Below are 13,112 nucleotides of genomic sequence, written 5' to 3'. Positions count from 1 at the left end.
AAAACGCCCCAACCATTGCTGATTGGGGCGTCTCTTCAATTTTGCTCGAACGTACATTTCGTTGTTCTGGCTAAGAACAAGAAACCGACATATTAGTGTAAACCACCAACGTACTTCGATAAGGTATCAATATCTGCGTCTGTTAACTTTTTAGCTACATCACGCATCATCGCATTCATGTCGTTATTACGGCTACCATCGCGGAATTTCTCAAGTTGAGCCTTGATGTAATCTGCGTGTTGGCCTGAAATCTTAGGGAAACCAGAAAGCTCGGTACCGTTACCACGTGGACCGTGACAAGCAATACATGCCGTTACGCCACGTTCTGCGTTACCCGCGGTATAAAGAACCTTACCTTCATCTACAACATTTTCAGGTGTAGAGTTGTTCGAGATAGGTAGAGATGCGTAGTATGCCGCTAGGTCAGCCATATCTTCTTCAGATAAAGGCATCGCCATTGCACCCATTACAGGTTCATAACGACCTTGCTTACCACCACTCGTCATACCTAGCTTAAGCTCTTTAAGTTGCTTCTCTAGATACTTCTCATGTTGACCAGCCAGTTTAGGGTACTGCGTGATCAGACTGTTGCCGTCAGCACCGTGGCAGGCAACACATGTTTGTGATTTGGCTTTACCAGCTTCAATACTACCTTGAGCCCATACTGAGCAGCTGGCTAAAAGACTCAAAATTAGCGCTAATTTCTTCATGACATTCCATTATAATTATCAAGCTTCCAGTACCACTCTATGTTGCCACTCATGGTACAATAGGCGACCTTATGCCGAGCACGGTTATTTTACACAAATTCACAAAAAAGTAATCAATCGACTACACAAAGTCGAGATGGAGTTAACAGTGAGCGTAAAAATTCATTATCAAAACACGCATTTCATTACCAGTGCACCTGATATTCGTCACTTACCAGAAGACGAAGGGATCGAAATTGCGTTTGCAGGACGCTCCAATGCTGGTAAATCTAGCGCACTAAACCGCGTTACGAACCAAAAAAGCTTGGCGAAAACCAGTAAAACCCCAGGTCGAACTCAGCTAATTAACCTATTTAAGGTTACCGACGGCTGTCATATTGTTGATTTGCCTGGATATGGCTTCGCTCAAGTACCGCTTGAGATGAAGAAAAAATGGCAGAAGTCGCTAGGTGAATACCTACAACGACGCGAAAGCCTAAAAGGTTTAGTGGTATTGATGGATATCCGTCACCCAATGAAGGACCTTGACCAACAAATGATCTACTGGGCTATCGATAGCCGCATCCCAGTACAGGTTTTGTTAACAAAAGCAGACAAACTGAAGAGTGGCGCGCGTAAAGCACAGCTACTGAAAATCCGTAACGATGCGAAATCTTTCGGTGGTGATGTTGCGGTTGATGTCTTCTCTTCAATGAAGGGCATCGGCGTTGACCAACTGCGTGCCAAGATGGATGAGTGGTTTGCTCCGGTATTTGCCGATCACATCATTGATGAGTTAGCTGACGAAGAGCAAAACGACTCAGAGTAGTTCCTCTATATAGAGCTTTATCTATAATTAGAGGTTAAAGCACCGACAACCCGTGATTTAGCCTTATCAATACCCTGCCTTTTATAGGTGGGGTATTTTTTTACCCACAAATTAGTGAGTTAAACCTAGATCTTGGGCGTTAAAGACAATATTAATCAGTTAGAAGAGAGAGAAGTGAACCATACTAAAAGACAACCTTTGACAAACAAAACAGTGAGAAAGGAATACTCATGTGGAAAAAGCCCTTGGCGACCATCACGCTTATATTAATCTCATTTTCCGGAGCAACGTCTGAAGCGGAACAGCCCAAAACCGAGGCCGCTCTGGTCAATGTTGATATGACCTTAGATCTCGACGGCATGGAGAAGTACGCTCAGGAGGCAAGTGAATCTCTCGAGGTGATATCGCAATCGTTGCAAGCCATCGTCAACAACCCCAACCTCAGCGATGACCAGCAGCAAGCATTGAATCAAACCGTTGAGAGCATTAATAAGCTCGCCAGTTCAACCAAAACATCCCTCAACCAACTGCCGCAAGCCTTAGACAATTCTCGAATCGCCTTTAAGAAAACCAGTCAATTACTGCTAGATGACATCCAAACTAAAATCATTATTGCGTTGGCGGCGGTGATCGCGGTCATTGTTATCGCGTTGACCGCTATCTATCTACTTATCCTTAAACCCATGCAGCAAACCTTGGTGAAAGCGACCCATAACATCTCTTCCATGGCGCACTCAATACAGATCACAGCCGAAGCACTGAAATTCAGTACCGAAAAACAACAAGAAATCATGGATTACATTGAGCATTCACCCACTCAATGTACTGATAAATAAGACGTAAATGATCAATGCATTATGAGTAACTTGTAAAATAAAAGTTATTTCCAACAATAAAACAATCCACTTAGAGACGGATTTAAATTACCAATTGCTGATCAAATTCCAGATTTAAGACAAATCCAGTGATAGAGAGAAGGTTTCGAGAAGAATAGAAAAGGTACTAAAAAGAAGCCGATTAACGAGGGAATTATAGGTTGGAAATATTTTTCTTTCGCACAAGAAAAAACGCCCCAGCCAAATGCTGGCTGGGGCGGCTGAATCAGCCTAATCCAATAACGTGAAACAAAAGGTCTGAAAGATAGAACATCTTACCTCTGTACCCTACGAGATTTAATGTACAACAATTGCTCAGAAATGAAAACATTTTTTGTAGTTTTTTTTCATGAATGTTTTATTAAAACACCTAAACCCTTTCTACAACTCAACTTTATTCGAGGCAAAAAAAAGCCAGTGTTTGTGCACTGGCTCATACTAATTTAGTCAATAAGGTCGAAAACTGATTAGTGGGCTTGATCCCAGTTGTCACCGTGGCCTGCTTCCGCGACTAACGGTACTTCTAGATCAGCGGCTGACTCCATCAATTGTTGTACTTTACTTTCAATTTCGGCTAAAGCTGACTCTTGAACTTCAAATACCAATTCATCGTGTACTTGCATCAATAGCTTCACACGACCATCGCCTTCGGCTTGAATCCACTCATCCACTAACAACATCGCTTTCTTGATGATGTCCGCCGCCGTACCTTGCATTGGCGCATTGATCGCCGCACGCTCAGCGGCTTTACGACGCATGCCATTACGAGATTGGATTTCAGGAAGATGCAAACGACGACCGTAAATGGTTTCAACGAAGCCTTGCTCTGAAGCAGCGCTGCGAGTGTCTTCCATGTACTGCATAACGCCAGGGTAGCGTTCGAAGTAAGTATCCATGTAGTGCTGCGCTTCACCACGAGGAATACCCAGCTGCTTAGCCAAACCAAAGGCACTCATGCCGTAGATAAGACCAAAGTTAACAGCCTTAGCACGACGACGTTGTTCAGTGGTCACACTCTCAATATCAACGCCAATGATCTCAGCAGCGGTTGCCGCGTGGATATCTTTGCCTTGTTGGAATGCTTCCAGTAATGCTTTATCACCGGATAGGTGCGCCATGATACGCAATTCAATTTGAGAGTAATCGACCGCTAGGATCTTCCAACCATGTTGTGCAACGAATGCTTGGCGGATACGACGACCTTCTTCATTACGAATTGGGATGTTCTGTAGGTTTGGATCGGTCGAAGACAAACGGCCCGTCGCGGTCACGGCTTGATGGTAAGACGTATGAACACGACCTGTTTCAGCGTTGATCATCTTCGGCAGCTTATCAGTGTAAGTCGACTTCAGTTTCGCTAGGCCACGATACTCAATGATCAGCTTAGGCAATGGGTAGTCCAACGCTAGCTCTTGCAACACTTCTTCGTTGGTCGAAGCGGCACCAGAAGGCGTTTTCTTGATAACAGGCAGACCCATCTTTTCGAACAAGATCGCTTGCAGCTGTTTTGGCGAGTTCATGTTGAACTCTTGCTCTGCAATCTCGTAAGCTTTTTGTTCTAGCTCATCAAGACGAACCGCAATCTCTTGCGATTGAGCTCCCAACAACATGTCGTCGATGAATACACCGGTGCGCTCAATGCGAGACATCACAGGAATCAGCGGCACCTCGATCTCTTCATAGATCGATTTTAGCTTTTCATCTTTCTCGATGTTTTCCATCAGGCGGTTATGAAGACGTAAAGTCACGTCAGCATCTTCCGCAGCATATGGAGAAGCTTCACCTAGCTCAATCTGGTTGAAAGTCAGTTGCTTCTTACCTTTACCTGCAATTTGCTCAAATGAGATGCAGCTGTGTTGTAGGAAACGCAGCGCTAGGCTGTCCATGTCATGCTTGCCACCTACGCTATTGAAAACGTATGACGCCAACATGGTATCGAACTTAATGCCTTTCATCTCGATACCGTAGCGCGCTAACACACTCATATCGTACTTCAGGTTTTGACCCACTTTTGCTTGTGCGTCATCTTCTAGAATCGGTTTCAGCTGCTCAAGCACCCAATCACGATCCAACTGTTGTGGTGCGTCTAAGTAATCATGAGCGACAGGCACGTAAGCGGCTACGCCTTCTTCCGTTGCGAATGATAGACCCACAAGGTTAGCGACCATGTAATCTAGGCTGTCAGTCTCGGTATCAAAGGCAAACACGTCTGCGGCTTTGAGCTTCTCTAGCCAAACATTGAATGACGCTTCATCTAGAATCGTTTCGTAGTTGCTACGGTCAATCGTCACTGCAGAGGTATTCATTTCTACGGTAGAGGTGGTTGATGCCGTGCTGCTGCGTACCGAGCCAGATTTCTCATCAGCTTCAACTACGCCACTGCCACCTTCAAGTAGCTCGTTCAGCCAAGATTTGAAGACCAATTGGCCATATAGCTTAATGAGTTCATCAGTATTTGGTTGTGCTTTAACAAGAGACTCTGGCGTGTCTTCTAATTCAACATCGAGTTTAATCGTCGCAAGTTCGTAAGACATGTCAGCATTGGCTTTATTATCAGCCAGCTTCTTAGCCATCGTCTTCGAACCACGGAAACCAAGCGCCGCAATATCATCAAGGTTTTGATACAGCTTTTCGATGCTACCAATACCTTGCAGTAATGCCGTTGCTGTCTTATCACCCACACCCGGAACACCTGGGATGTTATCGACTTTATCGCCCATTAGAGCAAGGTAATCGATGATCAACTCAGGTGGGATACCAAACTTCTCGATGACGCCTTCACGATCCATCACGACATTAGTCATGGTATTGATCAAAGTAACGTTCTCATCAACCAGTTGGGCCATATCTTTATCGCCAGTACTGATAAGAACAGGCATGCCCATCGCGGAAGCTTGAGAAGCCAGCGTACCAATCACGTCATCGGCTTCTACGCCAGGGATAGAGATAAGCGGTAGACCCATTGCACGAATTACGTTGTGCAGCGGCTCGATCTGACAACGAAGATCATCAGGCATTGGTGGACGGTTTGCTTTGTACTCTGGGTACATATCATCACGGAACGTTTTCCCTTTCGCATCAAAAATAACCGCAATACGATCAGAAGCAAATTGACGCATCATGCTGCGCAGCATGTTAACCACGCCATAAACAGCATTGGTTGGGATATCACCATTACTCATGGTGCCAGGGTAAGCATGGAACGCGCGATATAGGTAAGAAGAGCCATCGATCAGGATCAATGGATTATCAGGAATACGAGCCATAATGTTTGTGTATCCAGTAAGTACAGAAATAATCTGTTAAGGATGCCACGTCTGCTAATTGGATTCTACGTTGTCGATCCTTATCCGTTGACTCGATTGTGTTCGTTGTAATCAATTTATTGTTATTTTTTGTTCCGCGACAAGGCCCATCTGTGGATAACTCTGTTTATATTATTTATCCACCCTGTTGAGAACTCGACTAAGCCAAGCAAAAAACAGATATAAATACATGAAAATAAAGAACTAATTTACAGATCGAACATATGATCAACGATCTTTTCTCGATCTTGGATTGTGGAAAAGAATGCTGATGGCGTTTTATTCATAAAAATACGTGCCACTAAATATGCATCTTGTTGAAATTGAGATATAAAAAAAGCGACACCCGAAGATGTCGCCTAGCAAAAACCGGTAAAGCTATTCAAATTGAATATCACAGCTTTACCTAAAAGCTATAAATTACACTGGAAGCAATGTGAGCAATGTCGTGTCAAAAAGAACTTAGTACAAGTTCGCGAGAATTCTGTTGGGTAGCCAAGTAGATACTTGAGTACTTAACATCCTTGTGAACATTTCCTCATTCCCTAAGACGAAGTTAATAATAATGATTCTCATTTAATAGTCAACACTTAAATGATAATAAATCTCATTTAATTTATAAACCGTTAACAACAGTGCTCAAATTTGCTTCAAAAAATGAATTCTATGGGCATTAATGTCTTCTTTTTCTTCTAATTTTTCAATTAGGTAACCGTTTCTCAATAACAAACGCAGCATGGCTGGAAACTGATTACGAGATTTAACTTTCAGCTGTTGATAGCCCTGTTGCTTCGCCCACAGTTCTTGAACATCAAGTTGCGCTTGCGCCACACCCTTGTTTCTTGCCAATGATGAAACACCGCCAAACCAGCTATAAAATGTGTTTTCATCCAATTCATAACCGATCTTAAAGCCCAGTAACACACCGGCTTCTTCAGAAACGAGGATCAGGCTTGTTTTACCCGCTAATCGCTCCGATAAAGACGCTACACTCTCTTTTTTGGCAAACTCGGGAATCTGTTCAACAACAGAAACCACCTCTTCTAATGAGCCTTCACGCACAATGACAGACATATTGTTTCATCCTCATAAAACAAAAGGGCTGGCACAACGGCCAACCCTTTGGTGATCATATGGTTTGCTTGTTCGTACTTACTTACCTTGCAGGTGCTCAGCAGCTTGTGCGTTATCTTCAGCAAGCCACTCTGCGACATCTTTAGCGAAGTACGTCAGGATGCCATCAGCACCAGCACGCTTAAAGCACAACAGTGATTCCATTACGGTTTCGCGCTCTTTCAGCCAACCATTTTGGATCGCAGCTTTATGCATCGCATATTCGCCAGACACTTGGTAAGCAAAAGTCGGCGCTTGCAGCTCATGCTTAACACGGCGCACGATGTCTAGGTAAGGCATGCCTGGCTTAACCATCACCATATCCGCACCTTCATTAAGATCCATGGCCACTTCGTGAATCGCTTCATCGCTGTTTGCCGGGTCCATCTGGTAGTTCTTCTTGTTACCACCTTTCAGGTTCGAAGCACTGCCGACCGCATCACGGAACGGACCGTAGTAACACGATGCGTATTTCGCAGAGTAAGCCATGATTTGGGTATGAATATGACCCGCTTCTTCTAGGGCTTCACGGATCTTACCAATACGACCGTCCATCATATCTGATGGTGCAACGACATCTGCGCCCGCTTCAGCATGAGACAGAGCCTGCTTGATCAAGACTTCAGTCGTCTCGTCATTCATCACATAGCCATCTTCATCGATGATGCCGTCTTGGCCATGAGTGGTGAATGGGTCGAGTGCTACATCAGTAATAACGCCCATGTTTGGCACGTGTTCTTTGAGTAAGCGTACTGCACGCTGCACTAAACCTTCAGAGTTATGAGCTTCAGCGGCACATAAGCTTTTCGCATCTTGGTTCACTACCGGAAACAGAGCAATCGCAGGAACACCCAATTTTGACAGGTAATCCGCTTCCTCAAGCATAAGGTCGATAGACAGACGCTCAACACCTAGCATTGACTCTACAGGCTCACGGCGCTCTTTACCCATCAAGATAAACATTGGGTAGATTAGGTCATCTACAGACAATTGATTTTCTGCCATTAAGCGACGGCTAAAGTCATGTTTACGCATACGACGCATACGACGACCTGGGAATTGACCTTGAATTGAAACAGACACTAGATTCTCCTTGCCTAGTCTAAACACCAAAATGCTTAGATATGAAAAGTGCTAAATACTGGCAAAAGCATATCACTGATGGCTCAGGACGCTAGCAGTAAAGCGAAAAACCCATTCAAAAAAAGGGAGAAATGGCAAAAAATGACCTTCTCCTCACACTGCCGTATACTCATGACAACTCAGTACAGACCGCTTTCAGGACAAAATAATGATCGACACCCATGCCCATATTTACGCGAGTGAATTCGACGAAGACCGCGAACAGGTGGTGCAGCGCGCACTTGCCCAAGGTATTGATACGATTCTATTACCTAACATCGATTTAGAATCTATCGAACCCATGTTAGCGACGGAAGCACAATTCCCTGAGGTGTGTCGTTCAATGATGGGCTTACACCCTTGCTATGTCGATGCGAATATCGAGCAGACCCTGAAAACCATTCAAGCTTGGTTTGATAAGCATGATTTTATCGCCGTGGGTGAGATAGGTATCGACCTGTACTGGGACAAAACCTTTAAGGCCGAACAAGAGATGGCGTTTGTGACTCAACTGCAGTGGGCAAAAGATCTAGACCTACCTGTCGTGATCCACACGCGTGATTCTATTGAAGAGACACTTGCCCTGCTTCGCCAAGAACAAGATGGCAGCTTACGTGGTGTGTTCCATTGTTTTGGCAGCAGCTTAGAGGAAGCTCAAGCGATCAACGCGCTCGGCTTTCACTTAGGTTTAGGTGGCGTATCGACCTTTAAGAATTCAGGGATGGATAAGGTGATTCCACATCTGGATATGAATTACGTCATTCTCGAAACAGACTGCCCTTATTTAGCGCCAGCGCCAAATCGAGGTAAACGTAATGAGCCCGCGTACACAGAATTGGTCGCAAAACGCATCGCTGAGCTGCGTGGAATTACCCTTGAAGAAGTCGAAACCATAACCACCACCAATGCTAAGTCATTGTTTAATTTATGATAAAACTATTAATAACTTGATTTTATGAATTTATAGCCTATTTATTTGTTAAAACAAAGTGATGTGTATACTATCAACCACCTGCATATGGAGGTAGTTGATTATGTGTGACCACTCACAACACTTACAACGTCAACATCGAACCCTATGGCATAAAATATTAGGGATTAAAGAGCTCTATATATGTCAGAACTGTGGCTATCAGTTAAAGATTCGATAAACAGACATAATAAAAAAGCGGCCCAAGGCCGCTTTTTTATTATGTGATTTTTGCTGAAAGACTCTAACGCTTGTGCTCTGACAGCACTTTGCGAATTAAGATTCAGTTTCTTCCTCTTCATCGGCATCTGGTTTGCGCACATAGAAACGCGCGAAGAACAGGCCAATCTCAAACAGAATACACATTGGAATCGCCAACAGTGTCTGCGAGATCATATCTGGCGGCGTTAGCATCATGCCGACAATAAACGCACCCACAACAATGTAAGGACGTTTCTCTGCCAGTTCTTTGGGTGTCGTTGCACCCGTCCAACATAGCAAGATAATCGCAACTGGCACTTCAAAGGCAATACCAAAGGCAAAGAACAGCGCGAGTACAAAATCAAGGTAACTCGATATGTCGGTCGCGAACTCTACTCCTCCTAATGATATGGCGGTAAAAAAGCCAAATACCAACGGGAATACAATGAAGTAAGCGAACGCCACACCACAGTAAAACAGCAATGAACTTGAAGCCAATAACGGCATGATCAAGCGCTTCTCATGCTTGTATAAACCCGGAGCGACAAAAGCCCACACCTGATACAAAATGAACGGAACCGCGAGGAATATAGACGCGATCAAGGTCAGTTTTAAAGGTGTGAAAAATGGCGAAGCAACATCGGTTGCGATCATCGTCGCGCCTTCAGGTAAGCGATCTACCAAAGGTGCAGAAACGAACTCATAAATATCATTAGCGAAATAAATTAGCCCAACAAACACCACCAGAACCGCAACAATCGCACGTAGTAAGCGATTACGCAGTTCTAGAAGATGGCTAATTAAAGGCTGTGTCTGCTCAGTCGAAGACATGTCAAACCTCTTAAACAGGAAGATCGAAAAGGAGCCGCGCACCTATCTATCCAGTTGAATTGGTATCCACTTGAATAGATATCGACTTGAATAGCTATCGACTTAAACATCGAACGACTCAAGTATCCGGCGACTCCTCCTTGCGAGACTATTCGGCTTTCTTATCTGACGGTGCTGAAGCTTCGCTGTTAACCTGAATGGTTTCAGATTCAACAGTTTCCGTGACACTAGGTTTAGTCTCACTTGGCTTATCAGACTCAGGCTTAGCATACGGACGTTGAACTTCAGCAGCGGCCTGCTTGAGTTCATCGACTGACGCTTTTAGGTCTGGAGATAAATCTTCCATACCCATTTTTTCCGCCTTGCGTAGGTTTTCTTGCAGTTCTTGCACCTTAAGCTCATGAGAAAGTTCATCTTTCACACTATTTGCCATGCTTTTCGCTTGCCCAACAAACTTGGAGATACTGCGAATTGCAACGGGCAAACGCTCAGGCCCTAAAACCACTAACCCAACGACAGATATTAATACCAGTTCCCAAAAACCGATATCAAACACGATTTACGCCTGCTCTTTGTCTTTCTTTGTTTCAGCAGTTGTTTCAGCGCTAGCTTCTTTCTTCTGCTGTTCAATATTCTTTGGTTCAAAGTCTGCATCTTTCTTATCTGCAGGCTTATCTTCATCGCTCATTGCTTTTTTGAAGCCTTTAACCGCTGAACCTAAGTCACCGCCCATGCCGCGCAGCTTCTTCGTTCCGAATAGCAAAATTACAATTACAGCAATGATTAGAAGTTGCCAAATACTGATACCACCCATTGTCATTGTCCTCGGGTCTGTCTACACATAAAAAATATTAAGGAAGTCTACTGTCTAACGACGGTAAGCTCGCCAACTTAGCAGCCAAAATGTGACACCTGCGATGCCACAGCCCATAGATAGCTGCTCATAAGGGCTTGAAACTAATATTGCGGAGCATACGACTAAAGTTGCTCCAACGCCAAACAAAAACTTTCCAGTTGCTTGCTGACGCTTACTATCTCTATAGCCTTGATAAAGCTGATCCATTCTGTGGTTCATCGCTTTACCTTGGCGCAAGCTGTCATAAAGTAACTCTGGCAGCTCTGGCAGTTTCTCTGCCCAGAATGGCGCACGCTCTTTTACTGCGTTAATCACAGCTTGCGGCCCCACCTGATTCATCATCCAGGTTTCAAGGAAAGGTTTAGCCGTTGCCCACAAATCAAGTTGCGGATACAACTGGCGGCCTAGGCCTTCCACATACAACAAGGTCTTCTGCAGAAGCACCAACTGAGGTTGAACCTCCATGTTGAAACGTCTTGCTGTATTAAATAAGTTTAGCAACACATGGCCAAATGAGATCTCGCCAAGTGGTTTTGCAAAAATCGGCTCACACACCATACGAATCGCGAATTCGAAATCGTTGACGTTGGTGTCATGTGGAACCCAACCCGAATCCACGTGAAGCTCGGCGACCTTACGGTAATCTCGATTAAAGAAAGCCAGCAGGTTTTCGGCTAAATAACGCTTATCTTCGCTGTTAAGCGTGCCGACAATGCCACAATCCAAACCAATCCACTGCGGGTTATCTGGATTTTCTGGGTTAACGAATACGTTGCCTGGGTGCATGTCTGCATGGAAAAAGCTGTCGCGGAACACTTGGGTGAAGAATACCGTCACACCACGTTCAGCCAGCAATTTCATGTTAGTGCCGTTGGCGTTCAGCGTTTCAATATCTGAAACTTGAATACCATAAATTCGCTCTGACACCATTAAGGTTTCACTGCTTAAATCAGGGATAACCTCTGGCACATACAGTTCTTCGCTGCCTTCAAAATTACGTCGTAGTTGAATCGCATTCGCTGCCTCGCGGCGCAGGTCTAGTTCATCAAGTAACGTTTTCTCGTACTCGTGAACCACCTCAACAGGTTTCAAACGACGTGCTTCAGGAAGCGACTTAGCGACTATACGCGCCATTCGGTGCATCAGTTTTAGATCTGCATCAATCACCGGGCGAATATCAGGGCGAATTACCTTCAGAACAATCTCACGACCACTCTCTTTGAGTTTCGCAGTATGCACCTGAGCGATAGAAGCTGAAGCCAGTGGTTCGATATCAAAGTCGGTAAACCAGTTATCTAGGCTGCCACCGAGGGCTTTTTCCATATCTCGCTTAGCCAATTGACCATCAAATGGCGCCACTTGGTCTTGCAGTAGCGCCAGCTGATCAGCGATATGAGGAGGAAATAGGTCGCGACGCGTTGACATCATCTGACCAAACTTAATCCAAACAGGCCCTAATTCTTGCAACGCTAAACGCAAGCGGTGGCCTAATTCTTTATCTTGATGCTTATTCTTGAGCCAAAACAGAGACTTTCGCGCCAACAAAGGGGCTTTGGTCAACTGGTGCTCAGGCATCAATTCATCAAGGCCGTATTCCAACTGTACCTTGATAATATGATAAAGACGTTTCAGTTCTGTTGGGGTCATGCTTTCTCCAACAGAGCGTTCAATTTAGCTTCAAGACGTGCAGCTGAGCTTTTCACGTCATCAACCTGATCGCAAAAATGTGCCACTTCTAATGGCGCAGGTGCAACCTTCCACTCTTCAGTTAATACCTGAGCGAGGTGGTTTTGATGCTTAGTCGCTTGCTTAGCCACAAGGCCGCCGACATTCTTAACGCCTTGTACCAAGGTATGCGCAACTACATCACCAGTCACACGCGATAGCCACTCTTCCAAGTCAGGCTTGCAGTCTGTCATTAGCTGAGCAAATTTCTGAGCCAGCTGAATATCACCTTCTAAGATCAGCTTATCTTGCTTGATCAGTTTGGTGATGTTCGATTGCTCACGCAATTCTGGCAGTACCGATAAATTCAAAGATAGGTAGCAATCAGGCTGCCCTTCGTAGTCAGACAACACATCGATTTGTTGGCTAAAAACGAAAGTGAGAGTTTTATTCAGCTCTTTCAAATTAACTTGAATGATCTGCCCCTTTAAACGAGACAAACGACGAACCAAAGCTGGATCATCGTTCACGAAAGTATTTAAAGAGGTTTCAATAACTGCGGTGACCAATGGATCAAATGGCATGACTGTCCTTACCTTTGAAAACGGATAAGCGTTAACCTATCCGTTCTATCTTTATTCTTATTTTTTAGCACA

Annotated in this window: 12 protein-coding genes; 3 read left to right on the top strand and 9 right to left on the bottom strand. The window is 44.5% G+C overall.

The features are described 5' to 3' along the window. Window positions 1-92: 92 nt before the first annotated feature. Window positions 93-710: a c-type cytochrome gene (locus tag BCT49_RS20710; protein ID WP_017109224.1), complete on the bottom strand. Its 618-nt coding sequence runs from the start codon at window positions 708-710 to the stop codon at window positions 93-95. 148 nt (window positions 711-858) lie between these two features. Between BCT49_RS20710 and yihA the strand changes: the two genes are divergently transcribed. Then, complete coding sequence (gene yihA, locus BCT49_RS20705; protein WP_102437857.1) at window positions 859-1,518, top strand: ribosome biogenesis GTP-binding protein YihA/YsxC; 660 nt, start codon at window positions 859-861, stop codon at window positions 1,516-1,518. A 230-nt stretch (window positions 1,519-1,748) separates the two neighbouring features. Continuing rightward, window positions 1,749-2,354: a GTP-binding protein gene (locus tag BCT49_RS20700; RefSeq protein WP_102437855.1), complete on the top strand. Its 606-nt coding sequence runs from the start codon at window positions 1,749-1,751 to the stop codon at window positions 2,352-2,354. 506 nt (window positions 2,355-2,860) lie between these two features. On the opposite strand, the gene polA is transcribed toward BCT49_RS20700, so the two are convergent. The 3 genes from polA to hemB form a co-directional block, all read right to left on the bottom strand. Further along, on the bottom strand, window positions 2,861-5,659 hold the full coding sequence (gene polA, locus BCT49_RS20695) for a DNA polymerase I (RefSeq protein WP_102437853.1): 2,799 nt from the start codon (window positions 5,657-5,659) through the stop codon (window positions 2,861-2,863). Between the two features lie 678 nt (window positions 5,660-6,337). Further along, window positions 6,338-6,772 carry a GNAT family N-acetyltransferase gene (locus tag BCT49_RS20690; protein ID WP_102437852.1) on the bottom strand — a complete coding sequence of 145 codons (435 nt, stop codon included), beginning with the start codon at window positions 6,770-6,772 and terminating at the stop codon, window positions 6,338-6,340. A gap of 78 nt (window positions 6,773-6,850) precedes the next feature. Beyond that, window positions 6,851-7,894: a porphobilinogen synthase gene (hemB, locus tag BCT49_RS20685; protein ID WP_102437850.1), complete on the bottom strand. Its 1,044-nt coding sequence runs from the start codon at window positions 7,892-7,894 to the stop codon at window positions 6,851-6,853. Window positions 7,895-8,102: 208 nt separating this feature from the next. Here hemB and BCT49_RS20680 point away from each other — a divergent pair, with 208 nt between their 5' ends. Then, window positions 8,103-8,864, top strand: a complete 762-nt coding sequence (locus tag BCT49_RS20680) for a TatD family hydrolase (protein WP_102437849.1) — start codon at window positions 8,103-8,105, stop codon at window positions 8,862-8,864. A gap of 315 nt (window positions 8,865-9,179) precedes the next feature. Here BCT49_RS20680 and tatC read toward each other — a convergent pair whose 3' ends face one another. The 5 genes from tatC to BCT49_RS20655 all read right to left on the bottom strand — a co-directional run bounded on the left by tatC (window position 9,180) and on the right by BCT49_RS20655 (window position 13,040). Further along, window positions 9,180-9,935 (bottom strand): twin-arginine translocase subunit TatC, encoded by a 756-nt coding sequence (tatC, locus tag BCT49_RS20675; protein ID WP_017109229.1) that lies wholly within the window; start codon window positions 9,933-9,935, stop codon window positions 9,180-9,182. Window positions 9,936-10,083: 148 nt separating this feature from the next. Further along, complete coding sequence (gene tatB, locus BCT49_RS20670) at window positions 10,084-10,491, bottom strand: Sec-independent protein translocase protein TatB (protein WP_048612432.1); 408 nt, start codon at window positions 10,489-10,491, stop codon at window positions 10,084-10,086. Window positions 10,492-10,494: 3 nt separating this feature from the next. After that, a complete protein-coding gene (tatA, locus tag BCT49_RS20665; protein WP_004735565.1) occupies window positions 10,495-10,749 on the bottom strand; it encodes a Sec-independent protein translocase subunit TatA in 255 nt (84 codons plus the stop codon). 54 nt (window positions 10,750-10,803) lie between these two features. Further along, the gene (gene ubiB, locus BCT49_RS20660) at window positions 10,804-12,438 is read right to left on the bottom strand and encodes a ubiquinone biosynthesis regulatory protein kinase UbiB (protein WP_009848053.1); all 1,635 of its coding nucleotides are present in this window, start codon (window positions 12,436-12,438) and stop codon (window positions 10,804-10,806) included. Continuing rightward, the gene (locus BCT49_RS20655) at window positions 12,435-13,040 is read right to left on the bottom strand and encodes a ubiquinone biosynthesis accessory factor UbiJ (protein WP_102437846.1); all 606 of its coding nucleotides are present in this window, start codon (window positions 13,038-13,040) and stop codon (window positions 12,435-12,437) included. The genes ubiB and BCT49_RS20655 overlap by 4 nt, the downstream gene beginning before the upstream one ends. Window positions 13,041-13,112 lie beyond the last annotated feature (72 nt).

Origin of the sequence: Vibrio lentus (genome assembly GCF_002875945.1) — a bacterium.
In the GTDB taxonomy this organism is placed as follows: Bacteria; Pseudomonadota; Gammaproteobacteria; order Enterobacterales; family Vibrionaceae; genus Vibrio; species Vibrio apostichopi.
This window is presented reverse-complemented; position numbering and strand designations above follow the sequence as displayed.

What these genes read in the sequence shown, in the direction of transcription:
- BCT49_RS20710 (WP_017109224.1), bottom strand. Translation starts at nt 710, where the DNA reads ATGAAGAAATTAGCGCTAATTTTGAGTCTTTTAGCCAGCTGCTCAGTA.
- BCT49_RS20700 (WP_102437855.1), top strand. Translation starts at nt 1,749, where the DNA reads ATGTGGAAAAAGCCCTTGGCGACCATCACGCTTATATTAATCTCATTT.
- polA (WP_102437853.1), bottom strand. Translation starts at nt 5,659, where the DNA reads ATGGCTCGTATTCCTGATAATCCATTGATCCTGATCGATGGCTCTTCT.
- BCT49_RS20690 (WP_102437852.1), bottom strand. Translation starts at nt 6,772, where the DNA reads ATGTCTGTCATTGTGCGTGAAGGCTCATTAGAAGAGGTGGTTTCTGTT.
- BCT49_RS20680 (WP_102437849.1), top strand. Translation starts at nt 8,103, where the DNA reads ATGATCGACACCCATGCCCATATTTACGCGAGTGAATTCGACGAAGAC.
- tatC (WP_017109229.1), bottom strand. Translation starts at nt 9,935, where the DNA reads ATGTCTTCGACTGAGCAGACACAGCCTTTAATTAGCCATCTTCTAGAA.
- tatA (WP_004735565.1), bottom strand. Translation starts at nt 10,749, where the DNA reads ATGGGTGGTATCAGTATTTGGCAACTTCTAATCATTGCTGTAATTGTA.
- ubiB (WP_009848053.1), bottom strand. Translation starts at nt 12,438, where the DNA reads ATGACCCCAACAGAACTGAAACGTCTTTATCATATTATCAAGGTACAG.
- BCT49_RS20655 (WP_102437846.1), bottom strand. Translation starts at nt 13,040, where the DNA reads ATGCCATTTGATCCATTGGTCACCGCAGTTATTGAAACCTCTTTAAAT.